The organism is Bifidobacterium sp. LH_389, assembly GCF_056357235.1.
Genome location: NZ_JBKEVR010000004.1, coordinates 170,460 through 195,856, shown reverse-complemented (window position 1 = coordinate 195,856; position 25,397 = coordinate 170,460). Strand labels below are relative to the sequence as shown.

Sequence of the window (25,397 nt, the reverse complement as noted above, 5' to 3'; positions counted from 1 at the left end):
CGAACCCGTGACGCTCAATGAATAGCGGAACACGGATCGGGACACAAGCCCCGCGACATACTCGAGGCCGTTCGGCCGAGCCTACGGTCGCAGGACATGTGTCCCGATCCGTGTGGAGCGCCTATTGCTATTGACGCGTCACTTCGTATCTTCAAACCATTCGCGCGTCTCGCCGTTGGCAAGCGTCACGCGCCCGGTCTCGCCGGCCATGTGCTTGACGCGGTGCGCGATCTCCTCGTGGCGCCCGTGGACCATCGGACGCTGCACCGGGTTGCCCAGGTAGCCGCAGGTGCGCTTGGTCACGTTGCACTTGTCCGGGTCGGCATTGCCGCATTCGGGGCACTTGAAGCCTTCCTCGGTGGGCTCGAAGTCGCCCTGGAAGCCGCACACGAAGCAGTGGTCGATCGGGGTGTTCGTGCCGAGGTAGCCGATGCCGATGTGGTACGCGTAGTCCCACACGGCCTCGAGCGCCTTCGGGTTGTCCTGCAGGCACGGGTACTCGCAGTAGTTGATGAAACCGCCGGACGCGTAGTACGGGAAGTCCTTCTCGTAGTTGAGCTTCTCCATCGGGGTGGGCTGCAGCCACACCGGGTAGTGGAAGGAGTTGGTGTAGAAGTCGTGGTCGGTCACGCCTTCGATCACACCGAACTTCTCGCGGTCCATGCGGTTGAAGCGGTCGGTGAGCGACTCGGCAGGCGTGGAGTACACGGAGTAGTGGTAGCCCTCCGCCTTGCTCCACTGCTTGCACAGCTCGCTCATGCGCTTGACGATGGACAGCGCGAACTCCTTGCCTTCCGGGTCCCAGCCGTGGTCGCGGATCCAGTTCTTGCCGTAGAACACGGCGGTGGCCTCCGCCAGTCCGATGTAGCCGAGCGAGACGGTGGCACGCTCGCCGCGGAACAGCTTGTCCACGCTGTCGTTGGCGCCGAGGCGGCCGAACGCACCGTAGCGGAACAGGGTGGGCGCGTTGACCGGCGTGGCCTGCTTGCAACGCATGATGCGGAACTGGAGTGCCTGATGGGCCACTTCCATGCGCTCGTTGAACAGCTTCCAGAAGCGGGCCTTGTCGCCGTGAGACTCGATGGCGATGCGCGGCACGTTCACGGAGACGACGCCGAGGTTCATGCGGCCGTCCTCCTCGTCCTTGCCGGTCTCGGGGTTGATCCAGCCCTGCAGGAACGAACGGCAGCCCATCGGCGCCTTGAAGGAGCCGGTGATCTTCACGATGTTGTCGTAGAACACCACGTCCGGGTACATGCGCTTGGTGGCGCATTCGAGGGCCAGCTGCTTCAGGTCATAGTTCGGGTCGCCCGGATCCGCGTTCACACCGTGCTTCAGGGTGAACACGAGCTTGGGGAAGATGGCGGTGTGATGCTCCTTGCCGAGGCCGCGGATGCGGTTGAGCAGGATCGCACGCTGGATCTCGCGGGCGAACCAGTCGGTGCCGAGGCCGAAGCCGACGGTCACGAACGGGGTCTGGCCATTGGAGACGCGGTTGGAGTTGATCTGGTACTCCATGGTCTGCATGGCGTCGTAGATCGACTTGCGGGTGCGGATCTTGGCGAGGATCTCGCGCTCCTGCTCGAGCTCGTCCACGTCGGTATGGAACGGCGTGTCCATGGGCAACGGCTCGCGGGAGCCGAAGTGCAGCTTGGCGGGCTCGTTCTTCTTGGCGTTCTCCACCTGGCGGCGCGCGAATTCCACCGGCATGCCGTCGGGGATGGTCTCGCGGGCCTCTTCGAGGAACTTCTCGTAGTCCTTCTTCGCGTAGGCGGCCAGATGCTCGTCCGCGCGGTTGGCGGTCTGCCCGCCGTACTGGCTGGAAGCCACGTCCTTCATGATCTGCGTGATCTGCGTGGCGGCGATGGCGATGGACTTCGGCGAGGCCATGGGCGCGTTGCCGAGCGTGAAGCCGTTGGCGAGCATATCCCAGAAGTTGGGCAGCGAGCAGTTGGACTGCGCGGTGAACGGCGAGTAGTCGGCGTCATGGAAGTGAATGTCGCCCTTCATGTGCGCGTTGGAGACGGCCGGGGGCAGCATGTTGAACGCAGCGGCCTTGGAGACCGCGCCGGCCAGCAGATCGCGCTGGGTGGCGTAGACGTTGGCGTCCTTGTTGGCGTTCTCGTGGATGAGGGTCGGGTCCTGGTTGATGAACCGGGCGACGGCCTCGTTGACGTCCGTGGCCTTGGCTCGCTGGATGTCCTTGTCGAGACGGTAGTTGGTGTAGGCGCGGGCCACGTCGTACAGGTGGGCGTCGATGAGCGCATGCTCCACGAGGTTCTGGATGTCCTCGATCTTCGCCGGGCCGGCGTAGCGTTCCTTGATCTCGCCCTCCACCTGATTGGCGAAGCCGCGGATCATGGCGTCCTCTTCGGGACCGACCTGCTTGCTGAGGTCGCCGAAGGCTGCCTTGACCGCATTGATGATGTTCACCGGGTCGAAGTCCACCACGCGGCCGTCGCGCTTCTCCACCAGCACGGTGGTGGCTGCGGCGTTGGTCCGCGGACGCTCAAGCATGTTGGTCTCCATGGCGCTTCTGATGCTCCTCTCTGGACCGCGCCCCTCCCCGAGGCGCGGCAAATTACATTCGTGTAAGTCGTGGGTTCTATAGAAGAATGTACGACAACCCGACCCCAATATCTAGTTCACTTTTTCCACGCAACCACTAGAGTTAGTGATTTCGGCGTCATTCCGCCAAAACCTCACCCCCTGCCCGCGAAACACCCGGCGTGTTGCTCGCCCCGGTGTCAGGACAGGCTCCGTGCCCGGCGAAAGCGCCCCATGATTGTCGGGCCGGTGACCCAAAGTAATGACCATGATCGACATGTCAAACACCACCACCGGCGCAACGCCGGAACTGCCGCGTCTCGCCCGGGACACGACGGTGGACCGGCCATGGCCGGTGAGCGTGCTCTCCCGGAAGTTCCACGACGCCGTGGAACGTTGGCCCGAGGCGTGGGTGACCGGCCAGATCACACAGATCAACGCGCGGCGCGCCGGGTCCGTATATCTCACCCTGCGCGACGACTTCGAGGACGTGGCGCTGGAGGTCAACGGTTTCGGTCAGTTCGCCGCCGCGGCCTCCGCGTTCGTGCAGGGCGACCGCGTAACCATCCACGGCCGGCCGAACGTGTGGATGAAACGTACGTCTCTGAGCCTGCGTGGCGACGCGATCGTTCGCGTGGGCGCCGGAGGCAGTCTCAAGGCGCAGATCGACCAGTTGCGCAAAACGCTCAAGGGCGAAGGCCTGTTCGACGCGGACCGCAAGGTGCCGCTGCCCGAATTCCCCCGCTGCATCGGTCTCATCTGCGCGCCGCAGGCCCGCGCGGAGGGCGATGTGATCACCAACGTCAAGCTGCGCTGGCCGGCCACCCGGTTCAAGGTGGCGCACGTGCATGTACAGGGCGAGCAATGCCCTGCGGACGTGATCGCCGCGATCCGCATGCTCGACGCCGATCCGGACGTGGACGTGATCATCGTGGCGCGAGGCGGCGGCTCGTTCGAGGACCTCATCGGCTTTTCCGACGAGGGCGTGGTGCGCGCCGCAGCCGCCTGCGAAACCCCGCTCGTCACCGCCGTGGGCCATGAGGACGACTGGACGCTCATCGATCTGGCCGCCGATCTGAGGGCCTCCACCCCCACCGATGCCGCCAAGAGAGTGGTGCCGGACGTACACGAACAGATGCAGCTCATCGCCGGGGCGCGCCAACAGATGCGTCTGCGCATCGAAGGGCGGATCGCCGGGGAGATCCGTCTGGTGGAAGGCTACGCAAACCGGCCGAGCCTCACCCAGCCGCTCACCATGCTCGAACCCTACCAGCGGTTCGTGAATGACGCCCACCAGCGCATGGACATCGCCCTGCGACGCACCACGGACTACGAGACCATGACCGTGGAAAAGCTGCGCGCCTCACTCACCGCATTGAGTCCGCAATCCACGCTGGACCGCGGCTACGCGGTGGTGCAGGGCGCGAACGGACACGTACTTGCCGACGCCTCGACGGTCCGTCCCGGCGACGAACTCACCCTCACCCTACGCCGCGGCCACATCGTTGCCACCGCAAACACCATCAACGAAGGAGACCAATCATGACCGACGAAACCAAGACCTCCGCAGCAAGCCCCGCCCCCGCATCCAGCCTGACCGACAAGGAGCGCGAGGCCATCGCGAAGATGCCGTACGAGCAGGCGCGCGACGAACTCATCAAGGCCGTGCAGGCGCTGGAAACCGGCGGACTGGACCTCGACCAGTCCATGCGCCAGTGGGAACTGGGCGAGGCGCTGGCCAAGCGCGCGCAAACCCTGCTCGACGAGGTGCGCGCCAAGCTCGACGCCGCCCAGGCCGAGCAACGCGCCAACGAGGCGACTGCTGGTACTCAGGACAATCTGTCCTGAGTACCCTTCGGGGCCTTAGCGGCCCCTCACCTCACCTACGCGCAGCCCACAGGGCTACGCGCCCCACGGCTCGGCCCAGAACAATCTGTCCTGAGTACCCTTCGGGGCCTTAGCGGCCCCTCACCTCACCTACGCGCAGCCCACAGGGCTACGCGCCCCACGGCTCACCTCCGGCCCCGCAACTATGGACTCGCCCCACAGGCGAGACGCAACCCAACCTTCGCGGCCACAACGGCCGCTCAGGCCGAGCCTACGCGCAGCCCACAGGGCTACGCGCCCCACGGCTCGGCCCAGGACAATCTCCTGAAATATCTGAGATATCCGGAAACGCAAAAGGCCGGCTCGCAACCATGCGAACCGGCCTCTGACGTACCGTGTGCGGCGATCAGGCGAAGACCTCGTCAACCAGCTTCTCCAGCGTATCACCATCCAGAGCGGCGGTATCCGACTTGGTCTGCAGGATGTGGCCGAACAGCTTATCGGCCTGCTCGAAAGAAAGCTTCTTGCCGTGCTTCTCGGCGATGGCCAGCACATCCTGAACCACCTGAGCGTTGCTCAATTCAGCGATCAATTCCTTCTCAGCCATGAGAAACTCCAATCACTTCCGGGCCCGTTTCCATCACAGGCTCCTGTCACCTCCCGTATTAATCCGTCGCACAACGTGCAGCCAGAGATTTCACCCATAGCAAAACAACGTGCCACCGTTTGCCCGCACGCTTGCCACTGGCACCTTCCGCCAGCCAGCCGTCCACGACCGCGATGCCCACCGTCAGGGCACGGCGATCGTCGCCAGCAACGCGGCGTGGTCCGACCCCGCGATCACCTTGGTTTCTACGCGTCCGGTCACAATCCCCCGGTCGACCACCACATGGTCTATGCCGGCGAACCGCAGCACCGGCGACTTGTCCGCCGGCCACGTGAACGCGAGCCCGCGCCCTGTCTGCCGCGCCGCATCCTCGAATCGTTCGCCCAGAAACTCCCGGAACGGCGCATGGTCGAACGTGGCGTTGAAATCCCCCATGAACACGTAGCGCTGGTCCGTGCGCGACTTCATCATGCCCAGTTCGTCAATCGACTTGCGCCACAACCCCCAATACTTCGGCACCGGAGCCGTGGTGTGCACGGAAACGAAGCGGATGGCCGTCTTGCCGTCGCCGAACATGACCGTGCCAGCCGGCATGGCCGACGCACTCGAATGCACCTCGTCGTCCGTCACGTTGCCGAGCGGAGTCACCGACCACAGTCCGTTGCCATACACCCCGTCCGACGACGACACCTTGCTGTACGGCAGATACCGACCGATGCCTGCCTCCTCAAGCCGCGCCACGAAATCCGCCGTGGTCTCCTGCAGTGCCAGCACCTCCACGCGTTCGTCGCGCACGGTTTCCACGATCGCCTCTGCGTCCGCCGCACCTTTATATACGTTGCAGGTCATCACGCGGGCATAGTCATCAATCGGATTCGGATTGGCCGTGGCGAACGCGCGCGTGGCCCCGGCGGGCAATGTGGCGGACGGCTGGAAGAACGGGTACTGCCACCACGCCTGCGCCGCGATGCATACGATCATCACAAGTGCGGTCAACCAACGGCGGGATGCCAGCGCCAGCAGCAGCACGAGGAGCGCAGCGAGCGCGAACCACGGCTCGAACGAAACCACGATCGGCACGTACGGCAGTGCCATGAGCTCGCCCGGCAGCGTGCGGGCCAGCGTACCCAGCGCCGTCAGCACGCCGAGCGGCAGCGCCAGCCAGCCGAGTGCGATGCGCAGCGGCGAGCGACGGGGCTGCCGCCCGGAGGGCCGGGAAGCCCGACCGGAGTCCCGCATATCGTGTGTACGCCGCGTTCGCCTGCCGGCACCGTCGCGCGATACGGAATGCGGCATTCCGGCAGAGCGACCTGCAACGTTCGCCCTTGCATCAGTTGCGACGGTCACCCCGGCATTCCCTCCAGCCCGCCTTGTGCCTCGTTTCGCGGATTCCCGTATCATGCCCGCCACCTTTCTGCATCGACTTGCGACACCCTACCGACCTCGCACGCCTGCCCGCCATCATCCCCGAGAATCATTTACCGCACTTCCACCGTCCACGCTTTCCAATCCGTGGTTCGCGCAATGCCGGTTGGAAAGAGTGCGCCACGATCGGCCACGTGAACAGCCCGTGTTGCGGTCATTCCTTCCAATCTGCAAAATGGCGGCCGCAGATTGGAACATTTGAGCCGCGCCAGCGCGTCCCCGTGCGAAATCCATGTACAATGGAACACCGTTGCCCCGGTAGCTCAGGGGATAGAGCACTTCTCTCCTAAAGAAGGTGTCGTGCGTTCGAATCGCATCCGGGGCACTCTGAGCCATTGGAACCATGGGGATTCCTAGCTGTCGCACCCTGTTGCCCGCCTTCCTTCCGGGGACGATGGGGAACGATGACAGCCGCACGCTCCAATTCCAGAGCCTCACTCACCTCGTCCATGCGATCGGGCCATAGCCCGGCGTACTTGTTCAGGGTTTCCGTCACGTCGGAATGTCCCGGCAATACGGGTGCGAACGCGACCGCATCGCAACCGGCACAAATGTGTGGCGAAGCGGCCGCACCCCCTTCCGCTCACTTCTCGCGCGCATTCTGCGCGCAATCTGCGTTCGTGGGGTAGATTTCACCTCTTGCAGCATGCTATCTGCGTTCCTGGGGTACTTCTCGTCGAACAGCCACCCGAATGACTGCTGTGGGATTGGCGGAATTCCGTCAATCCCACAGCACGGACAGCGGGTTTGACCCGGCGATGGGCCGCTCAAGGTACCCCAAGAACGCAGATAGCATTCCGCAACGGCCGAAATATACCCCCGGAACGCGAGATAGGCACACAGCGGCAGCTTGAGAGGCACCGACTCGGGCTCTCTGCGCTACTCCCCCGCTTCGGCGGCGGCCTTCATGGCCACGGCACCCACGTAATAGACGGGCTTATCGAAGTTCGGCTGGAACAGGAAGTCCACGTTGGCCAGATCGTCGACGGTGAAATGCGCCTGGATGGCCATGGAAATCACGTTCGCCGCGCCGGAGATGTCCGCACGGGAGAGGAACTGTCCGCCCTTGACCTCGCGGGTGGCGGGGTCCCATGCAAGCAGGCTGGTCACCGGCGTGGTGGTGAGCATGAATTCGGGCCGGTAGTCCTCGGTGAGTTCGGTGAGCCGCACGTCAAGGCCGCGACGCTCGGCACCGCCCTGCGTGAGCCCCGAGGCGGCGAGCGAAAGGTCGTACAGTTGCACGGCGGACGTGGCCTGCGTACCCATGTACTTGCGCGTGGGCTTGGCGATGTTGCGGCCAACGAGCAGACCCTGCCGCACGGCGTTGGTGGCAAGCGGAATGTAGTCGTGCCTGCCGGTGGGATTGTAGAACACGGTGGCGGAGTCGCCGGCCGCGTACACGTCCGGAATGCTGGCGCGCATGTATTCGTCCACCACGATCGCCCCGTTGGGCAGCATGTCCACCTGTCCCCTGAGCAATTCGGTGGCCGGCAGGAAGCCGACGGCGAGAATGGCGAAGTCGGCGGCATGACGCCCCTTTTCGGTGACGACCGTCACGCCGTCGCCTGTGTCCTCGAACGCGGTGACCTTCTGGCCGAGCGCCAATTCCACGCCGTGATCGGTGAAGGCGCGTTCCACCTGCGAGGTGATCGGCGCATCGAAGTTGTTGGCCAGCACGCGGTCCATGGCGTCCACGAGCGTGGTCTTCACGCCGGCGAGGCTGAACTGCTCGGCCAGTTCGGCGCCGATGTACCCGGAGCCGACCACCACCACGGACTTGGCGTGCTTCGCGCGCTCCTTGATGGCCAGCGCATGGTCCCAGTTCTTGCACAGCAGCACATGCTCGGAGTCGATTCCGGGGATGGGCGGGATGACGGGCTTGGAGCCGGTGGTCACGACGAGCTTGTCGAACGCGTAGTCCTTCTCCTCGCCGGTTTCGAGATCCCGCGCGTGCAGAGTCTTGCCGGCCGCGTCCACGGCGGTCACGTCGGTGCGCATGTGCATGGTGGCTCCGGCCGCAGCAAGCGCCTCGGGCGACGAGTAGAACATCTTCTTCGGGTCGGAGACGTGGTCGCCCACCCACAGGGCAATGCCGCAGGATAGGAACGACAGCGTGGCGTTGCGTTCGAACACGTGCACCTGCCAATCGGGGTGTTCCTGCAGAATGGATTGCGCGGCGAACGTGCCGGCGTGCGTGCATCCGATCACAGCTACGGTGGTCATGTGAGGGGCTCCTTTGTCTCGAGGACTGCGATGTCTGTCGCATTCCAGCCTAGCAAGGCATGGCGATGATGCGGAGCAGGCCCATGAGGAGACAGCCGTCATGCCCCACGATCAGGCAACCGACCGGCTCGTTGACCAGATACCGCGAATGCAGCATACCGTGTCGGCATGGCGGGGTCGACCGCCGCAGCCCGGACCCGCAGCCCGAGCACTGCCATGCCGAAATCGCCCTCCTTTTTGTCCGATCGGTCCAACCTGCGCCTGCTTTCGCAAAGGTTGGACCGATCATGCGAAAAGTCGGCCGTTTTCGGGGCCGAAAATCACGCGATCGGTCCAACCTGCGAATTTGAGGGCACAGGTTGGACCGATTGAGCGGACAATTGAGCGAGCGGACGGCTCCGTCCAGTCCGGAAAGCAGGGAAGAAAAACAGAAAAGCACCGGAACCCAAGGATTCCGGTGCTTTTCATGGCAGATGCCGCAAGTACCCCCAGAGAGGGGGATACGGCCCAGCGTCGTACAGGTCCATCTCCACCACTCCGGGGGCAAATAAATTTACCTTCATTACTTACAAAATCAATCATAGCAACGGTTCCCGCTTTCTTCCAATAGACACGCAAGCAGTGTTGCTCCTTATCGTCATCTTCATGCGGCTGATGGTCGAAACGACCTGTGACGAGTGATCGAATCAGCCTAAACCTCAATGATTGCAAGGCCTAAGGCACTAGAGGTGCATTTTTAGGTGCAATGGCTCACTGAGAGCGTATTCGGCCACTTGGTGGCATTTTTGGTGGCATTTTTCCGAGGCCGTTATGCCATGCCATCGATCTTGGATTCAGCACAAGGAGCATCATCATGTCCGCAAGGACGAAGAAGGACAGTATGGGGCCGTCGCCGGGACGGCGGAGCAGGTTCGGCACCGTGACGCCGCGCTACGATACCGCAGGCAATCTCGTCGCCTGGCAGGTGCGGTACCCGGACCCGAAACGACCGGGCAAGAAGGTCCAGCGTCAGTTCAAGCCGGACATGGAGCACGAGGCGCACCAGTGGCTCGAAGAGGAACGGCATCTGGTGGAACTGGATCGCAAGAACATCCAGGAATGGGTCCATCCGTCAGAACGCCGCCGCAGGAAGCGCGCGAACCTGATCTCGTTCGAGGATTACGTGACCCGGTGGGCGGAAGGATACCGGCTGCCGAACGGCGAGAGGATAGCCGGCGGCACGCGCCGGAACCTGTATCTCGACATCGCGCACTTCATGCCGGGCTTCAAGGGCAAGCTCCTGACCGAGATCACGCCGAAGGACATCAAACGCTGGTACGACGCGCCGCACCCTGAGGGGCAATGGGCGTTCCGCCGCTCATGCATGCGCCTGAAGGCGGCGTTCGCCAGCGCCACGAAGATGAGTATGGACGGCTCCCCGCCGCTGATCCGCGACAACCCGTTCATCCTGCCCATACCACCCGCGCCACGATCCGCCAGGGAGGACGTTCCACCGGTCACGCCGCTGGAACTCAAGCTGATCGCGGAGAACATGCCCGACTACACGAGACTGGCGGTGATACTCGCCACGCTCGTCGGAGGCCTCCGTTGCGGCGAGCTGTGCGGCCTGCAGATCAAGGACATCGACCTGAAGGCCAAACGCCTGACCGTGCGACATTCCGTCAACAGGGGCTATGCGGATCGCGGTTCGACACGCATCGCCAGGACCAAGACCGACTCCAGCCGGCGCACCGTGCCCATCCCCGACGGGCTCGTGCCCCTGATTCACGACCACCTGCTCAGGCACTGCGAATGGACGGACCCGGAAGCCATGGTCTTCCGCCCCAGACGAGCCTCGGTGATGAGCCAGACCACTTTGGAGGCCCAGTTCCGCAAAGCCAGGGAGAAAGCCGGCCGCCCCGACCTGACCTTCCAATCCCTGAGGGCGAGTCACGCGACACTGCTCATGCTCAAGGGCGGCACCCTGCGGGAAGTCATGGACGAACTCGGTCACGTCAGCGAGAAGGTCGCCATCAAGCACTACCAGCGCATCGTCGCCCGACACCGCAACCAGATCGTCAACCAACTCGCCGAAGACTTCATCAAAGCAGCGCAATGACCACATGCAGACGAATACGGATTGAGACGCCCTGTTGCCCTGTGTATACAGAACTATTCCCAATCTGGAATAGTTCTGTATACAATAGGAATATGGCTATCAGAACGAATCGGACGCTGCTCACACGGCGGGAAGCCGCCCGTAGACTCGGAGTGAGCGAGCGACGGGTCAGCGCGCTTCGCGCTGCTGGCCGGCTTGAATCTCTTTCCGTGGGAGGCGGCTCGCTGATTACGGAGGATTCCGTACGTCGCCAAGCACAGTGGCAGGGTGCGGATGGGCGTCCTTATTCACCAGACATGGCGTTCGGGGCGCTATACATGCTCAGCGGGCTCGACGCGCCATGGCTGGGCCGACAGCAGCGATACCGGCTCAGGGGATACCTGAGGCAGATGGATGCGGAGAATCTGACCCGTCTCGCGCGCAGGCGTGCGACGACGGTCGAATACTGGTGCAGGGGCTCCAACCTCGACAAGGTCGAAACCCTCATCCGTCCCTCCGCCGCCACCGGAGCATTGGCCGCCTCGTTCCAATTGACCGCCACAGACGTGGTGGAAGGCTACGTCACCGCCGATGCTCTGAACGACGCCATTCGGCAATGCCGGTTGAAGCAAGGCGCGACTCCGGTCCGGGTACGGCTCCACGTCGCCGACGATCTTCCCGCCGGCGAGGGGCCGATGCCTCTCGGCGTATGCGCGGCCGACCTGGCTGAATCCAACGACCCGAGAGAACGCCGCGCCGGCATGGAAACCCTTCAACAGCTGATCGACGAATATCATCGCAAGGAGCACCAGGCATGATTCCGACAATCCGCATCCCCAACACGGGCCATCCGTGGAATACCGTGTACGCGGTAGCCGCGGCGAACATCCCGGAATCATGGCTGCTTACGGGCGGGCTCATGGTCCAGCTGCACGCCATCATGGGCGGATTGACAGCACGACCCACCACCGACGCCGACCTGCTCGCCGACCTCATGGCGGATCGACGCGGCATCGCCAGACTGCGCGGCATTCTCACCTCTCGCGGGTTCGAGACGCAGCCGGGCACGCTGACCGGATACACGACCCGCATGATCGCGCCGAACGGCGACGTCGTGGACCTGCTGGTCGCCGATCACCTTCCCAAGTTCCTTGGGGCTGACGCGACCATCGCCGGCACACCGGTGCTATCCATGCCGGGCGGCGCGCAGGCAGTGGAACGCAGCATGCAGGTCCAACTCATCGATGACAAGGACGGCGCCGAAGTCGTGGTTCGCATCCCGGACCTGCTCGGCGCGCTGATACTCAAGAGCGCGGCCTACAGCGCCGACCACGCCGGCTACGGTGACCGTCACCTCTATGATGCAGCCATGCTCGCATCCCTCATCCCGGATCCCGATGCGGAGCTCGCACGCTTGCACAGCGGCACCGACCGCAAACGCATCAGACTCCTGCACGACAAGCTCATCGAGGATTCCCCGTACTGGGACAACCTCGATGAATCACACCGTCAAGACGGGCTCGACACTATTGAAACGCTCTCCACATGGTAATTGTCGGCAATTCCTTTTCTTGCAGATCCAGTTGTACCTTGCGAAAACCTTCAGATGAATGCGCCGTCTCGCATGGTGAGGGTGGTGTCGCATTGGGCTGCGACGCGTGGGTCGTGGGTGGCGAGGATGAGCGTGGCGCCTTGCCTGCATTGCGCGAGGAGCATGGTCATGATGGTGTCGGCGGTGTGCGTGTCGAGTGCCGCGGTGGGTTCGTCGGCGATGATGATGGCGGGGTGCATCACGGTCGCCCTGGCGATGGCGATGCGTTGCCTTTCGCCGCCGGACAGTTGCCCGGGCATGCGTCGCGCCTTGCCGGCGAGCCCGACTTGTTCCAAAGCGGCTGTGGCGCGTTGCCGGCGTTCGGCGCGCTTGATCTTGGGTTTCGCGTATTCCATGGGGATGGCGACATTGGCCCATGCGGGCTCGTCTTCGAGGATCGCGTAGTCCTGCGGGATGAAGCCGAACATGCGGTTGCGCCATGCGGACCGGTCCTTGTCGTTTTCCGGCGTCGGGCGTCCTTGCAGGAGCAGGGAGCCGGAGGTGGGTTGCATGGACAGTCCGATCATGCGCAGCAGGGTGGATTTGCCGCATCCGGACGGTCCCATGATGGCGATCGACTCCCCGGCCGAGGCGTGCAGGGATACGTCGCGCACGGCGAGGAGCTGCGCCTGCCCGTCCGTGTATCGTTTGGTCAGGTTTCGGGCGTCTATGGTCGTCTGTGGCATGGTCGGTGCTTCTTTCATTGAATGTGTGTGGTTGCGCGTCGTACGGCGATCGTCCAGACCAGGGCCGCCATGGCGAGGATGACGGCGATCATCGTCCGGGATGCGGTGGCCACCGGTTCCCCTATCAGCTGGAAGCATGCCAGCACCACGGCGGCGGGCAGCAGCATGATGAGGATGAGTCCGGCGACGCGGATCGCCTCGTCCGCGGCGGTGGCGCCGTAGAGCCGGCGGACGAGCATCGCCGGCCGCTCCCGTGCGAGGGTCACGGACAATGATTGGATGATCACGATGACGGTGAGCGCGAGGAAGGCGGACAGTCCGAGCAGGTACATCAGCGCGCGCACGATGAGATCCCTGTCGCGTTGGGGCTGCTCCGTGTTCAGCCGGTGCGGCACGAGTATCAGGCCGGCGTCGCGGCTTCCCGTGATGAAACCGTCGAGCCGGGTCCGGGACGGGTTGAACATGACCGTTTTGGTCACCGCCTCTTCGAGTTCGATGTCGTTGAGCCGGTTCAACGAACTCGGGTCGAGCCGGATGACGAGATACCGGTCCAGGTTGATGCCGGCGGTGTTCGGGTCGAATATGGCCGCCGAGGCCGGCAGCGTGCCGGTTACCCTGACGTCGGTGCCGGCGATATGCACACTGTCGGGCGCCTGCGCCCGGTCCACCCGGTAGCCGATGGACGCGCAGGGCGCGTGGGAGCACAAGCCCAATCGGGGGAACACGTCATCGACGTTGCCCATCAGGACGATGGCCGGTATGCCGTTGGCGAACCCGGGATCGTCGATCTCGACGTTGTTGACGATCGCGGAGTACGCCCTGCCCTGCTCCAGCATGTCCCGCAGGCCATCCGCCACCTTGGGGTCCGTCTTGCTCGGGGACTGCAGGAGGTATTGCGGGGAGAACGTGACCGCGTCGACGGCCCGCAGACGAGCCTCGCCGCCGATCACGCTGGACTCGGTCAGCACATCGCTGAGCGTCATCGTGAACACGCTTCCCGCGAAGACGACGAGCAGCGTGATGCCGAGAATCGATCCCCATCGCCTCAATCCCATACGGACGCCGGTCATCAGTTCATGGATCATCGTTCCACCTCGTCATTCGATCGTATGCCGAACCATTCGGCCAGACCCGTCACCAGCACCGTCAGGGCCGTCCCGCCGATGAAGGCCGCGGCGAACGCGACAGCCGGGCCGATGCCGGTCCTGCCCGACACCACGGTGATGAGCACGGCACTCAACATGGTTCCCGCCAGCACGCCCGTCACAATCGAGGCAACGGCCCCGCGCACCCGGCCCGCCCACACCTGCCTGCCAGTGGCACCGAACAATCGCCTGACATGCAGGTCGGCCTTCCTCGCCGTCTCCATCGTCGTCACGCACACGCAGGCGCAGACCAACGCCAGTACGAGGAACAACAAGGTGACGCCCACGAAGGAATCACCGGCAAGGGACGACCACAACGACTGCGCCTGCGGTTGGGTCACGTCCATGCCACAGCGCGCGAACAGATCCGAAATCTCCCGGAGCCGCTGCGGGTCGCTCGTGTTCACATACACGCTGCCGGGAAACAAGGGAACCGCCCCCAACGGGAGCACATACTGCAGATTGCCGCCCACGTTCACCCCCGGAACCCTGACGACACCGCCGACGGAAAACCCGGCGGGCAATAGCGGTGCATCCCCATGCTCACGCCATTGCCCGGCCGAGAACGACGACTCGATCACACAAGCCACGCGACTGTCCATGTCCCGGCATCCGCGCGGAAGCGCATCGGCCCATCCGATGGAGGCCCCCGACGACTGGAACACGATCGCCGGCCAACCGTCCCCCACGGAACCCTCCAACAGGGAAATACCGTGACCGGAAAGATACTCGGCCAGATCACGCGTCGCCTCAAGATTCTTCCCGTCGTCGTGCCCGGCATCCGCCGACGCGGTCAGCACCAGTTGCGTCCGCGCATCGGACATGCCCCATTGCGATCCACGCCAATCAAGAACGCTCCAGTACACCGCCCAGGCAAGAAACGAAGACAACACACCCAACAGCAACGATATTGCGCAAATGGATGTAGAAAAAAACTTTAGATGACGGGTAATTTTTAGCATTCCGTATCTTTCCAATCACGGTATTTCTAGATGGGTGCAATAAGAAATGCGTCAGAAGTATTCAACACCCCAGTAATAGTGCGTGACGTACTTATCGCCCCACAATACGGAATCCCAGACGGAGTCCGTCCTGCTTCGAACCTGAGTGTCTCCTGAATAGGAAGCGGCTGATGTATACAGTCGTCCGGTATCCAAGCTGGGGCCGGCCTGTCGGGTGAAACGCTGATATCCGCGACGCGCGTGACGCCCGCCATCATTATAGGAAGCCTGAATCTGTACGTAGCCATTCACCTTGATGCCGCCAATGCTGCTTTCCCATGTGCGACCATAATTCGGACCGCCGGCAAAAGCGGTAGAAGGCAATGCGATGCCAGCGATACCCAGAATTGCCGCAAGGACAATTGCCGTAAATTTCTTTCGAACAATCATGATTACTCCTTTGTTGGAAATTTGGAATGTGTAAAGACATGCGTAAAAAAACTAGATGATAATTACTTTCCTTTCTGCTAGGTGTCGAAGCCCTATGACTTCATCTTGCAAGATTCAGTCTTCTACCCCAGCGAGATAGAAACAATCAGAGAAGGAGTTATTGACATCTAGAGATGACTCGCAATACGTCAATCGGAGAAGGGGAAAGCTACAACTAGCTGCTTCTATAGCCAACCTAATACTGATTATGTTTGTTTTTGTCATCTCAAGATGACAAAAACAAACAACGGCTCTTTCAGCATATTCACTTACACTGTTCCTTGGTTTCAATCTCCCCACAAGGCGCACGCAGGGTGCGCCTTTTCGCGATCGAGGGAGATCAATATGCCGAAAATCAGGCATTCCCATGGAAACCATCCGCAGAAGCCGCCGCGAAGCAAGTGGGGAACCGTGCTGGCCCGTTATGACAGAACCGGCATGCTAATCGCATGGCAGGTTCGATATCCGAATCCATTAGAACCCGGCAAACGCGTCCAACGCCAGTTCAAGCCGGATCAGGAGCTCGAAGCCCGTAGATGGCTGGAAGCCGAAAAGTACCTTGTCAGCCTCCATCGTAACGGCATCGCCGAATGGGTTCATCCAACAGAACGAAGCCGACGAAAAGCCGTCGCGGAAAAGAGCCGGACACAACGCAATATGCTGTTCCGCGACTATGTGATGCGATGGGCCGAGGAATACCGGCTGCCCGACGGCAATGGCATCGCCGGTGGCACGCGTCGCAATCTTTATCTGGACATTGGCCATTTTCTGCCAAGTCTTGGAGACCTGCCGCTTAACGAGATCACTCCGTCCATCATCAAGGCTTGGTATGATGCGCCTCACCCGGAAGGCCGGTGGGCATTCCGACGCTCATGCATGCGGCTGAAGGCGGTACTTGAGTCAGCCACCCGTGGCGGATTGGATGGTTCGGAGCCATTGCTGTCCTTCAATCCCTTCATATTCCATATTCCGCCAGCGCCACAGCCCGCCCGCATCAACGTGCCGCCGGTGACTCCTTCCGAATTGATCCTGCTGGCGAATGCCATGCCCGATTACACCAGACTGTCCGTATTCCTCTCGACTTTAGTGGGTGGTCTGCGATGTGGCGAACTATGTGGGCTGCAGGTGCAAGACATCGATCTGAACAGGCAGATACTTCACGTCCGGCATTCCGTGAATCGCGGTGACGCTGACAGAGGGGATCTCCAATTCGGTAAGACGAAAACGGAATCCAGCATCAGGAACGTACACATCCCGGATACGCTGATTTCTCTTATTCGACAGCACCTTTCTGATTACTGCGATCTGACCCGACCGGATTCGCCGGTGTTCGTGCCCAAACGTGCAAGAATCATGTCCCAGACAACGCTGGACGGCCAGTTCGCCAAAGCCCGGTTGAAAGCAGGACGCCCTGATCTGACATTCCAAGCATTACGAGCCAGCCATGCAACATTACTCATGATTCAGGGTGGAACGTTGCGGGAAGTCATGAATCAATTGGGACACGTCAGTGAGAAGGTTGCCATCCGGTACTACCAGCTCACCGTCGCCTCACATCAGAGTCAAGTGGTTGACGAGCTTGCCGAATCATTTATGAGCGGTATCCAGCGGCGTGAATTCTAGACCAAAGTGATGCACCATCGCGATACGTGACTCACCTTCGTATAGGAAATGCCGTGAGGGATCTGAATCTGGTCCCTCACGGCATTTCGGTATCTGACTGGTCGAAGTCTCACAATCGCAGCATCAGACGGATTGGAAGCGCAGATAGTCCGTTAACTCCCACACCGTATCTTGCAGCCGACGGAGTTCGGAGTCTCGGCTGAGAGTACGCCATTGCGCCGCATACGCCTCCATCCAGATCTCCAATGCTTCGGCAAGGTTCACCGCGTCGTCATGCTGAATCGCCTCACCCGATTGCACAGTGCCAATGACCCCGGTCTCGGACGCGAGTCGGAGGCCAACTCGGTTCAGAAGTCGCTGCCCCTCGATGGCTACGCGAAATGCAGCGGCATCCCCGTTGGTCCAAGGTCCTGAGGTCGCGGCGATTGCGGAGATTCGACGGGCACTGGTCTGTAGAAGGTGATCTGCGGTTTCGCCGAGCGTGACGTGATGTTTCAGATAGCGGAACAGCATCCGTCGGGATTCCGCAAGTGACGGTGCCCGGCTTCCGTCCTGAAGGGCGCGGACCACGTCGTCCGGTCGTTCGTCTTCCGGCAGCAGTCCTGGGATGGTTTGCAGGACCCCGGTGTTGACGCCGCCCCGTCCGTCATCAAGTTCCAGCCATGTGATCAGATGGTTCCATTCGAAGCTGGCCGCATGACTGGCATGGGTGAGGATATCAAGCAGTTCGCCGCTGGCGTCGCGGTATTCGAGTCGGGAGATGCGGCGGAGCATGTCGGCCTCGTCGGGGATGCGTCCGGGGTTCCATGCCTCCTGCGCGCCGATGATCATTCCGGGGATGGCCATGCGCGGGTCGTTGACGTGGCCGAGGTCGCCCCAGTCGGTGACGAGCATGCCCTGCGCGCCGTATTGCGTGCCGTAGCGGGCCATGCGGGTGATGTTGTTCCAGGCGTCGTCGATGCGCGGCAGGAGCGCGTTCCAGCACCATACGGCGGGGCATACGATCTGCGTGGCGCCGGATCGGGCGACGGTGCGGACCTTCTCGTCGGTGACCTGCGGGTCGTACTGCCAGTTGAGCAGGGTGACGGTTTCGGGGAGTCTTTTCAGGATTTCGGGGTGTTCGAGGGTGATGTCGCCCCACATCATCGGCTTTTTGCCCTGGGTTTCGAGGTGGCGGCACAGGCGGGTGACGTAGTCGGCGTACATGGCGGCGACGCCGACCTTCTCGGCGAGGGGTTTGGAGCGGCCTTTGCCGAGGTCGAAGGTCTCGTCGGCGCAGATGTTGAATTTGTCGGAGCGGAACAATTGCAGGTAGTCGTCGATGAGCTTCGTGGACAGGGTGAAGGCGCGGTCGTCGCTGATGTTCAACGTGTGGTGGCGCATGCGGTCGATGAACCCGAACGGCTCGTCGGCGCTCTCGGGGAATTCGCCGAGGTCGCGCAGGCTTTGCGTGCGCAGGGCCATGTAGAGGTGGCCGAACGTGGAGACCGACGGCACCAGCTCGATGCCCCGTTCGGCGCAGTAGTCGTCGAGGTCGAGGATGTCGCGCGGGGTGAGCGGGCTGGAGCCGCGCCAGGTCTCGCTCATCCCGTCGAAGGCGAAGGTGTGTTCGACGTAGAGCTGGAGCTGGTTGTACTTGTAGAGGCAGAGTTTGTCGGCCCAGGTCTTGAGCCAGTCGAGGGTGGGGACGCGCCCGCGGGTGACGTCGAGGTAGTAGCCGCGCGTTTCGAAGGCGGGCCGGTCCTCGATGTGCAGGCAGGGCAGGGCGGCGCCGCATTGGCGGATGAGCTGGCGCAGGGTCTGCACGCCGTTGCGCACGCCCTCGAAGTCCACGCCCGCGACGGTCACGCCATCCGGGGTGACATCGAGCGTATACGAGCCGGACGGGTGTGCATGGGGATTGTCAAGTATGGTCAGGGTGATGAATCCCGGCCAGCGGTCGCCCGTCGCGATGTCCCATTCCAATCCGGTGGCTGCGCGGATGTCGTCGATGAGTTGTGCGGCGAGTATATGCCGATCGTCACCGACCGTGCGCGCTTCGTTGATTCGTCCGCACATTGGCAGCAATGCGATGCCTGCTTTATGCTGCATGGTTTGCGGCGTGGGGATGATGGTCCATCCTTGCAGGAGTATTTGGCCGTTCATGGGAAGTTCCTTTCTTGGCATATCGCTAAGGATTGTTGTGAGGTTCGTTTGGCCCTGAGATGGCAGTGCGGTGTCGAGGCCATTTCGCGGATATGGTCCCGACACCGCACATGCTGCCGATCGATTCGGTTGGGTTATTTGACGGCTCCCGTGGTGACGCCCTTCATGATGTTCCTTTGAATGATCATGAAGAAGATCACGACGGGCAGGGAGAAGATAACGGATGCGGCCATCTGCCCGCCGAAGTCGGTGCCCATGGTGGGCGTGGAGAACGAGGAGAGCCACACGGGCAACGTATACTTCGCCTGATCCTTCATAAACGTGTAAGCGGTCATATAGTCGTTCCACGCGTTGATGAACGCGAACACGGACGTGGACACGATGCCGGGCGCGGCCAGCGGGAAGGTGATCTTCCACAGGATCTGCCAGTCGTTGGCCCCCTCAACGGCCGCGGACTCGAAGATGTCCTTCGGGATGTTCAGGAAGAAGCCGCGCATGTTCCAGATCGCAAACGGCAGGACCATGGCGATGTACGCGAGGATCAGGCCGCTGTACTTGTTCAGCAGGCCGAACTGGTTGAAGATGATGAACTGCGGGATGATGCCGCCCGAGGTCATCTGGATGGCCAGCACGAACACCATGATCGCCTTGCGGCCGCGGAACCGGTAGAGGGTCAGGGCCGCGCACGCGAAGAACGCGAGGACGATCGACAGGACGATCGACACGGCGGTCACGATCACGCTGTTCTTCAGGTTCGTCAGGAAAGACGTCTGGGTGACGGCCACCATGAAGTTGTCGATCGACAGCTTCGCGGGCCAGAACACGGGAGTGGCGGTCATGATCTGGTTGCGCGGCTTGATCGACGTGACGAACATCCAGTAGACCGGGAAGATCCACACGATGCAGAACGCGACGGCCAACACGATCGTGCCGATGCGGCGCAGCCGTGAGGAAAGGCTGCGCTTGGCTCGCGGCGCGGCAGAGGTTATGGTTGCGGTGGTCATCACAGGTCCTCCCCGGATTTGAGCAGGTAGCGGATGTACACGCTCGTCAGGGCGAGCAGGATGAGCGTGACCAGCACGCTCGCGGCGGCGCCGGTGCCGATGTCGAACGACACGAACGCCTTCTTGTAGGTGAAGATGCCGATCGTCGCGGTCGTCTCGCGGGGTCCTCCCTGGGAGACGAGCCAGATCTGGTTGAACACGTTGAAGTCCCAGATCACCGACAGCATCGTGATGACCATCAGGCTCGGCTTGATCAGCGGCACGGTGATCTGCCAGTAGCAGCGCAGCTTCGAACAGCCGTCCAGCTGGGCCGCCTCAAGGCAGGACTTGTCCACCTGCGTGGTCGCCGCGTACAGGTTGATCGCGATGTACGGGACGGCCTGCCAGACGACCAGCAGCCAGATCTCCAGGAACGCGAGCCACGTGTTGTCGGTCCACGACAGGTTCGTCACGTCGCCGAACAGCCGGGTCTGGGTCAGCAGCCAGTTGACCACGCCGTACCCCGGCTGGAACAGCCACTTCCACACCACCGACGAGGCGACGTTCGGCATGGCCCACGCGAAGATCAGCACGAACGTGACCAGCCAGCGCATCACCGGCCCCAGCTTGGTCATCAGCTGGGCCACGCCCATGCCGATCAGCACGCTGCCGGCCACGAGGGCGGCCGCGAACCCGAACGTGCGGGCCAGCGACTTGTAGAACTCCGGGTCGGCCAGCACGTTCTCGTACTGGTCGAACCCGACGATGTTGAACGAGCCCGTGAACAGGGTCTTCTGGTTGAAGTCCGTGAACGACGTGAAGACCAGGAAGACCAACGGCACCACGACCAGCGCGACGATGATCACGCCGGCGGGCGTCAGCAGCCACAGGGGCGTCAGATTGCGACGCCGCTTCACCACGGGGACGGCGGCAGCCGTCGATTGCGCATTGCTCATCACGCTTCCCCTACTTCTTCGCGTACAGGGAGTCCGCATGCTCGTCGAACGACTTGGCCGCGGCCTTGGCCGTGGTCGCGCCGGTGGCGATGTCGCCGAAGCAGTTCAGGGAGCTGTCGTTCTCGATGGTCAGCCATTGCGGGGACGCCGGCGTGGCCTTGGTGTTCTTCGCCGACTCGAAGAAGCCGGTCAGGTAGGACGGGAAGTCCGCGGACTTCATGACCTCGTCGAGGCCTTCGACGTAGTTGGGCATCCACCCGTCCTTGGCGAACACGTAGTCCTTCTGGATCTCGGGGCTCGCGGCGATCTTGATCCACTTGAGCGCCAGCTCCTGACGCTTGCTCTTCTGCGCAACGCCCCACACCGAACCGGCCATCATCGCCGGCTGGAGCTTGCCGCTGGCGCCGGGCATGGGGAACGATCCCAGATCGTCGGTCGTGAGGTCGGGGTTGTACTGCTGGATGGTGCGGATGCCGGCGCTGTTGTTCAGGATCGCGCCGGTCTTGCCTTCGGCCAGCAGCTGGCTGAAGTCGGGGTTGCCGGTATCCAGCGAACGGGACGCCTCGGAGGACCACTTGTGCTGGAATTCCAGCCATTGGTCGATGCCCTTGAGCGAATTGTCGCTCGACAGGGTGCTCTTCCAGGTTCCGTCCGACTGCTGCTCGGCGAAGTCGCCGCCGGCATCCCAGATCCACCGTGCCGCCGACTTCCAATCGCGGCCGGGCATGTAGAACGGGGAGAAGTCCTTGTCGGTGTTCGCGTCCCGGAGCTTCTGCAGGTCGGCTTCAAGCTCCTCGTACGTGCTCGGCGGATTGTCGATTCCGGCCGCGGACCACATCTTCTTGTTGTAGATCACGGCGCCGGCGGCCCCCAGCGCGGGGATGCCGTACAGTCTGCCGTCGATGGTGGCGGGCTCCTCAAGACCGGACAGCCAGGTGTGCCCCTGCCTCATGTCGTCGGCCTTGTCCGTCAGATCCAGCAGGCCGCCGCTCACGGCGAACCCGGCGACCTGCGTGTTGCCCAGATCGATAACGTCCGGCGGCGTGTCCGTGGACAGCGCGGTCGTCACCTTCGTGTTGATGTCGGCCCACACCTGGGTCTGCACATCGACCTTGACGCCCGTCTCCTTGGTGAACCGCTCGTTGATCGCCTTGATGGTGTCCTCGCTCTGGTCGCCCTGCATGATCCACACCGTCAGCTTGCCGCCCGCGGACGCATCCTGCTGCGATCCGCCGGACGGGGCTCCCATCGAGCATCCCGACAGGGTGAGCGCTGACGCGGCCGCCAAGGCGATGGCCGCGGAAATCCTCTTCGTTCTCATGGTGGTTTCCTTTTCCTGGAATGCCTGCCCGACGCCGCCGTTCGGAGGAATGGCGCGACGTGCCGCTGCGCACGACGGTCCCGGGTCCGTATCCGCCCGCGCTGCCATGCGTGGACGATGCTGTTTCGGACGCCGTCGCCGGCGCCCGAAACAGCGCCTGGGAACGTGATGTCACATCGTTCCTCGACATGACATCACGGCATGAATGACCAGAATTTTGTTAGTCATCCTTGCTTAATTCCCTTAGTTGGTTTCAACCTCCTTGATAGCCAAGGATATGACGCCTTTATCTTTTTTGCAAGTCAGTCGAACAAAATAAGGGGCATGCTACGGCCTTGCTTGGCGAAACCTGACGGAACGCGCGGCATTCGGCCCGACGCGCCGAAGGGGGGCGTTGCATCGGGAAGTGCGGTCAGCAGGCGATGAGGGATGCACCGAGCGCGCCGATCGGAATCGACGGGTCGGCGAGCCGCAGACGTTCCGTCAGGCGCAGACCCGCGATGAAACCGCTGGAGGATTCCCGCCTGCGCAGTTCCCCGCGCAATGCGTCAAGCAACGGGGAGCCGACGCGCGAGACGCCGCCCCCGATGACGATGACCGAAGGGTCCTCGCCCTGGGCGACGATCTGCACGACGTCGGCGAGGGCATGCAGCAGGATGCCGAGAACCCGCCCGGCTTCGGCATCGCCTCCTGCGGCCTTCGCGAGGATGTCGGGCAGCGGAGGATCCGCCATGGGCCACATGCGTCGCAGAGCCCCTCCCGAGCATGCGGTCTCCAGACATCCGCGTTGGCCGCATTTGCATGCCACGCGGTTGGAATCCACCGGAAGGTGGCCGATCTCCCCGAGGGCGCCCGTGTCGCCGCGTTCGACGAGACCGGCGCGGACGAATCCGGCCGCCAGCCCCGTCCCCAGGTTGACGAACGCCATCCTTCCCTGACGGAGCCGTTCGGGAAGCGTCCCATAGGCTCCCAGCGCGGCGGCGTTCACGTCGTTGTCCACCCACACGGGCAGACCGAGCACGCCGGACGCGCGGCCCCCGAGCTCCAGTTTCTCGATTCCGAGATTGACCACGTTCTCCACCTGCCCGGTGTCTCGGTGGACCAACCCCGGGATGCCGATGCCCACCGATCTCACATCACCGAACCTCATGCCGGCCACCTGCCGCACGATGGCGGCCACGTCCTCCACGACCTCATTGCCGCCCTTTCGGGCCGTCCTGCGTCCGGACGCGAGGATGGCGCCGGCCGCGTCGGTCAGCACCGCCTCGATCTTCGTTCCCCCGACATCCACTCCGACGCGCAGGTTCTCTATTTCCGTCGCGCCGCCGCCGTTCATCATCATGGCAATCTCCGTTCCCGTTGGACGGACTTCTCTTTCGTCCGCCGATCATTATGTTCGAAATCCTTACATATTGGATTCGGGAAGCGATGATACACCACGACATGCGCGCCCTGCGACGGCGGCCGCATCCATCAGGACGAGGCCGCCGCCGCGGACAGCCCGCGCCTGCCCACGATCTCGCGCAGAACCGAGACCGCCTGCCCCCGCAGGGTGGCGTCGTCGCCGAGCTCGCACCGGCGCACCCGTATGTTGCTCTGGTAGTCGTTCCGCGACAAGGAGTTGACGGTTTCGCCGCATGCGCCGAGCAGCGTCTCGCCGACGATGTCGGGAGGCCCGTAGACGGCGATGTCGTGAAGGTTCAGCAGGCTCGCCGGCATGGCCAGCGCGCTGCCGAGCCTTGCGCCGGCCTCGGCCAGGATGTCCGCGCGCCGCTCGGGATTCCGGCGGATGCGGTCGCGCAACGCGATGGCCGATACATAGGTCTCCAGACAGCCGCGCTTGCCGCAGGTGCACGCAGGGCCGGCGGGATCGATCACGACATGGCCGATTTCGCCGGCCGCATGGTCATCGCCCTCCACGAACTCGTCGTTCAGCAGCACCGACGCGCCGATGCCCCGAGTGATCTGCACGAGCAGACAGTTGGGATTGCCGTGCCCGAGGAAGCGGTCGGCGAGCAGAGCCGCGTTCGCGTCGTTGTCCACTCGGACCGGCAACGAGAACTCGCCTTCGAGCATGTCGCGAAGCTCCACGTCATCCCAGCCGAGATTGGAACTGGAGATCACCCTCCCCGCGCCGGAAACCACGCCGGGGACGGCCACGCCGATGCCGACGAGCCCCGAACCGGCAAGCCGGATCATCTGGCCCACAAGCGAGAGCACATCGTCGAGATCGACCCGGTCGCCATCATCGAGCACGCGTTCGCGGCGCTCCACGATTCTGGCCCGCAGGTCCATCACGGCGCCGGTCATCACATACGGGCGGGACAGATCGACGCATACCAGACGAAGCACGTCCGCGTCGATGGCCAGCAGGGTGCCCGGCTTGCCCCGGCCGTCGCGCCTGCCCGACCCCAGTTCCCTCAGCAGGCCGTCGTCGATCATCTCGCCGGTCACATCCGTAGCGGTGGCGCGGGAAAGCCCCGTCTCCTTACACAGGTCGGCGCGCGACAGCTGCCGGTCGGGAAACAGTAGCCGGAACAGCAGTCTGCGGTTGTTGGCCCTTGCATCGCTGGGATTGGATTTAGCGTACATGGGAGCCCTCCTCGGGTGAGACGATTGCGGAAAATGCGGAATCACATTATCGGGACGGACATCCCGGCGTCATCCTCGAACGGCTTTCAGGATAACACCCATCAGGGGACTGACAATATGAAAACCCCGGCACTTTGACAAGTTTCCCATCTTTGTACATAATCATGTTCGACATCCAAACAAAATAGTTGCGACATACGGCCAAAGATGGTCGAGCAC

Annotated in this window: 20 protein-coding genes and 1 tRNA gene; 7 read left to right on the top strand and 14 right to left on the bottom strand. The window is 62.8% G+C overall.

Annotated elements, in window-relative coordinates; genetic code table 11:
* Positions 1–138 precede the first annotated feature (138 nt).
* On the bottom strand, positions 139–2,529 hold the full coding sequence (nrdD, locus tag AC1AZA_RS06455) for an anaerobic ribonucleoside-triphosphate reductase (protein WP_476513848.1): 2,391 nt from the start codon (positions 2,527–2,529) through the stop codon (positions 139–141).
* A 286-nt stretch (positions 2,530–2,815) separates the two neighbouring features.
* Here nrdD and xseA point away from each other — a divergent pair, with 286 nt between their 5' ends.
* The gene (xseA, locus tag AC1AZA_RS06450; RefSeq protein WP_476513847.1) at positions 2,816–4,093 is read left to right on the top strand and encodes an exodeoxyribonuclease VII large subunit; all 1,278 of its coding nucleotides are present in this window, start codon (positions 2,816–2,818) and stop codon (positions 4,091–4,093) included.
* On the top strand, positions 4,090–4,395 hold the full coding sequence (locus AC1AZA_RS06445) for an exodeoxyribonuclease VII small subunit (RefSeq protein WP_476513846.1): 306 nt from the start codon (positions 4,090–4,092) through the stop codon (positions 4,393–4,395). Before xseA ends, AC1AZA_RS06445 begins: the two co-directional genes overlap by 4 nt.
* A gap of 385 nt (positions 4,396–4,780) precedes the next feature.
* Here AC1AZA_RS06445 and AC1AZA_RS06440 read toward each other — a convergent pair whose 3' ends face one another.
* On the bottom strand, positions 4,781–4,981 hold the full coding sequence (locus tag AC1AZA_RS06440; protein ID WP_476513845.1) for a hypothetical protein: 201 nt from the start codon (positions 4,979–4,981) through the stop codon (positions 4,781–4,783).
* A 183-nt stretch (positions 4,982–5,164) separates the two neighbouring features.
* Complete coding sequence (locus AC1AZA_RS06435) at positions 5,165–6,220, bottom strand: endonuclease/exonuclease/phosphatase family protein (RefSeq protein ID WP_476513844.1); 1,056 nt, start codon at positions 6,218–6,220, stop codon at positions 5,165–5,167.
* A gap of 438 nt (positions 6,221–6,658) precedes the next feature.
* On the opposite strand from AC1AZA_RS06435, the gene AC1AZA_RS06430 reads away from it, so the two are divergent.
* Positions 6,659–6,731 (top strand) — tRNA-Arg (locus AC1AZA_RS06430).
* A 554-nt stretch (positions 6,732–7,285) separates the two neighbouring features.
* On the opposite strand, the gene AC1AZA_RS06425 is transcribed toward AC1AZA_RS06430, so the two are convergent.
* Complete coding sequence (locus AC1AZA_RS06425) at positions 7,286–8,629, bottom strand: NAD(P)/FAD-dependent oxidoreductase (protein ID WP_476513843.1); 1,344 nt, start codon at positions 8,627–8,629, stop codon at positions 7,286–7,288.
* An 853-nt stretch (positions 8,630–9,482) separates the two neighbouring features.
* Between AC1AZA_RS06425 and AC1AZA_RS06420 the strand changes: the two genes are divergently transcribed.
* From AC1AZA_RS06420 to AC1AZA_RS06410, 3 genes are all read left to right on the top strand, one after another.
* Positions 9,483–10,727 carry a tyrosine-type recombinase/integrase gene (locus AC1AZA_RS06420; protein WP_094667163.1) on the top strand — a complete coding sequence of 415 codons (1,245 nt, stop codon included), beginning with the start codon at positions 9,483–9,485 and terminating at the stop codon, positions 10,725–10,727.
* Positions 10,728–11,023: 296 nt separating this feature from the next.
* Positions 11,024–11,524 (top strand): hypothetical protein, encoded by a 501-nt coding sequence (locus tag AC1AZA_RS06415; RefSeq protein WP_476513842.1) that lies wholly within the window; start codon positions 11,024–11,026, stop codon positions 11,522–11,524.
* Positions 11,521–12,258: a hypothetical protein gene (locus tag AC1AZA_RS06410; protein ID WP_223847562.1), complete on the top strand. Its 738-nt coding sequence runs from the start codon at positions 11,521–11,523 to the stop codon at positions 12,256–12,258. Before AC1AZA_RS06415 ends, AC1AZA_RS06410 begins: the two co-directional genes overlap by 4 nt.
* Positions 12,259–12,308: 50 nt before the next feature.
* Here AC1AZA_RS06410 and AC1AZA_RS06405 read toward each other — a convergent pair whose 3' ends face one another.
* The 4 genes from AC1AZA_RS06405 to AC1AZA_RS06390 form a co-directional block, all read right to left on the bottom strand.
* Positions 12,309–12,983 (bottom strand): ABC transporter ATP-binding protein, encoded by a 675-nt coding sequence (locus AC1AZA_RS06405; protein WP_052382033.1) that lies wholly within the window; start codon positions 12,981–12,983, stop codon positions 12,309–12,311.
* A 14-nt stretch (positions 12,984–12,997) separates the two neighbouring features.
* Positions 12,998–14,068 (bottom strand): hypothetical protein, encoded by a 1,071-nt coding sequence (locus tag AC1AZA_RS06400; RefSeq protein ID WP_044089003.1) that lies wholly within the window; start codon positions 14,066–14,068, stop codon positions 12,998–13,000.
* Positions 14,065–15,027, bottom strand: a complete 963-nt coding sequence (locus AC1AZA_RS06395) for a hypothetical protein (protein ID WP_476513841.1) — start codon at positions 15,025–15,027, stop codon at positions 14,065–14,067. Before AC1AZA_RS06395 ends, AC1AZA_RS06400 begins: the two co-directional genes overlap by 4 nt.
* A 114-nt stretch (positions 15,028–15,141) precedes the next feature.
* A complete protein-coding gene (locus AC1AZA_RS06390) occupies positions 15,142–15,519 on the bottom strand; it encodes a hypothetical protein (RefSeq protein ID WP_094667167.1) in 378 nt (125 codons plus the stop codon).
* 384 nt (positions 15,520–15,903) lie between these two features.
* Between AC1AZA_RS06390 and AC1AZA_RS06385 the strand changes: the two genes are divergently transcribed.
* Complete coding sequence (locus AC1AZA_RS06385) at positions 15,904–17,181, top strand: tyrosine-type recombinase/integrase (RefSeq protein WP_150378757.1); 1,278 nt, start codon at positions 15,904–15,906, stop codon at positions 17,179–17,181.
* Between the two features lie 123 nt (positions 17,182–17,304).
* Here the strand turns inward: AC1AZA_RS06385 and AC1AZA_RS06380 are convergent, their stop codons facing one another.
* The 6 genes from AC1AZA_RS06380 to AC1AZA_RS06355 form a co-directional block, all read right to left on the bottom strand.
* On the bottom strand, positions 17,305–19,326 hold the full coding sequence (locus tag AC1AZA_RS06380) for a beta-N-acetylhexosaminidase (protein ID WP_150378756.1): 2,022 nt from the start codon (positions 19,324–19,326) through the stop codon (positions 17,305–17,307).
* 134 nt (positions 19,327–19,460) lie between these two features.
* A complete protein-coding gene (locus tag AC1AZA_RS06375; protein WP_043164770.1) occupies positions 19,461–20,330 on the bottom strand; it encodes a carbohydrate ABC transporter permease in 870 nt (289 codons plus the stop codon).
* Complete coding sequence (locus tag AC1AZA_RS06370) at positions 20,330–21,265, bottom strand: carbohydrate ABC transporter permease (RefSeq protein WP_170114959.1); 936 nt, start codon at positions 21,263–21,265, stop codon at positions 20,330–20,332. Before AC1AZA_RS06370 ends, AC1AZA_RS06375 begins: the two co-directional genes overlap by 1 nt.
* 10 nt (positions 21,266–21,275) lie before the next feature.
* The gene (locus tag AC1AZA_RS06365; RefSeq protein WP_043164773.1) at positions 21,276–22,586 is read right to left on the bottom strand and encodes a sugar ABC transporter substrate-binding protein; all 1,311 of its coding nucleotides are present in this window, start codon (positions 22,584–22,586) and stop codon (positions 21,276–21,278) included.
* 412 nt (positions 22,587–22,998) lie between these two features.
* A complete protein-coding gene (locus tag AC1AZA_RS06360) occupies positions 22,999–23,928 on the bottom strand; it encodes an ROK family protein (RefSeq protein ID WP_052119032.1) in 930 nt (309 codons plus the stop codon).
* Positions 23,929–24,059: 131 nt separating this feature from the next.
* Positions 24,060–25,178 carry an ROK family protein gene (locus AC1AZA_RS06355; protein WP_044088998.1) on the bottom strand — a complete coding sequence of 373 codons (1,119 nt, stop codon included), beginning with the start codon at positions 25,176–25,178 and terminating at the stop codon, positions 24,060–24,062.
* Positions 25,179–25,397 lie beyond the last annotated feature (219 nt).

Excerpts from the sequence above, each read along its gene's own strand:
- nrdD (WP_476513848.1), bottom strand. The coding sequence starts at position 2,529 with ATGGAGACCAACATGCTTGAGCGTCCGCGGACCAACGCCGCAGCCACC.
- xseA (WP_476513847.1), top strand. The coding sequence starts at position 2,816 with ATGATCGACATGTCAAACACCACCACCGGCGCAACGCCGGAACTGCCG.
- AC1AZA_RS06445 (WP_476513846.1), top strand. The coding sequence starts at position 4,090 with ATGACCGACGAAACCAAGACCTCCGCAGCAAGCCCCGCCCCCGCATCC.
- AC1AZA_RS06440 (WP_476513845.1), bottom strand. The coding sequence starts at position 4,981 with ATGGCTGAGAAGGAATTGATCGCTGAATTGAGCAACGCTCAGGTGGTT.
- AC1AZA_RS06435 (WP_476513844.1), bottom strand. The coding sequence starts at position 6,220 with ATGCGGGACTCCGGTCGGGCTTCCCGGCCCTCCGGGCGGCAGCCCCGT.
- AC1AZA_RS06425 (WP_476513843.1), bottom strand. The coding sequence starts at position 8,629 with ATGACCACCGTAGCTGTGATCGGATGCACGCACGCCGGCACGTTCGCC.
- AC1AZA_RS06420 (WP_094667163.1), top strand. The coding sequence starts at position 9,483 with ATGTCCGCAAGGACGAAGAAGGACAGTATGGGGCCGTCGCCGGGACGG.
- AC1AZA_RS06415 (WP_476513842.1), top strand. The coding sequence starts at position 11,024 with ATGGCGTTCGGGGCGCTATACATGCTCAGCGGGCTCGACGCGCCATGG.
- AC1AZA_RS06410 (WP_223847562.1), top strand. The coding sequence starts at position 11,521 with ATGATTCCGACAATCCGCATCCCCAACACGGGCCATCCGTGGAATACC.
- AC1AZA_RS06405 (WP_052382033.1), bottom strand. The coding sequence starts at position 12,983 with ATGCCACAGACGACCATAGACGCCCGAAACCTGACCAAACGATACACG.
- AC1AZA_RS06400 (WP_044089003.1), bottom strand. The coding sequence starts at position 14,068 with ATGATCCATGAACTGATGACCGGCGTCCGTATGGGATTGAGGCGATGG.
- AC1AZA_RS06390 (WP_094667167.1), bottom strand. The coding sequence starts at position 15,519 with ATGATTGTTCGAAAGAAATTTACGGCAATTGTCCTTGCGGCAATTCTG.
- AC1AZA_RS06385 (WP_150378757.1), top strand. The coding sequence starts at position 15,904 with ATGCCGAAAATCAGGCATTCCCATGGAAACCATCCGCAGAAGCCGCCG.
- AC1AZA_RS06380 (WP_150378756.1), bottom strand. The coding sequence starts at position 19,326 with ATGAACGGCCAAATACTCCTGCAAGGATGGACCATCATCCCCACGCCG.
- AC1AZA_RS06375 (WP_043164770.1), bottom strand. The coding sequence starts at position 20,330 with ATGACCACCGCAACCATAACCTCTGCCGCGCCGCGAGCCAAGCGCAGC.
- AC1AZA_RS06370 (WP_170114959.1), bottom strand. The coding sequence starts at position 21,265 with ATGAGCAATGCGCAATCGACGGCTGCCGCCGTCCCCGTGGTGAAGCGG.
- AC1AZA_RS06365 (WP_043164773.1), bottom strand. The coding sequence starts at position 22,586 with ATGAGAACGAAGAGGATTTCCGCGGCCATCGCCTTGGCGGCCGCGTCA.
- AC1AZA_RS06360 (WP_052119032.1), bottom strand. The coding sequence starts at position 23,928 with ATGATGATGAACGGCGGCGGCGCGACGGAAATAGAGAACCTGCGCGTC.
- AC1AZA_RS06355 (WP_044088998.1), bottom strand. The coding sequence starts at position 25,178 with ATGTACGCTAAATCCAATCCCAGCGATGCAAGGGCCAACAACCGCAGA.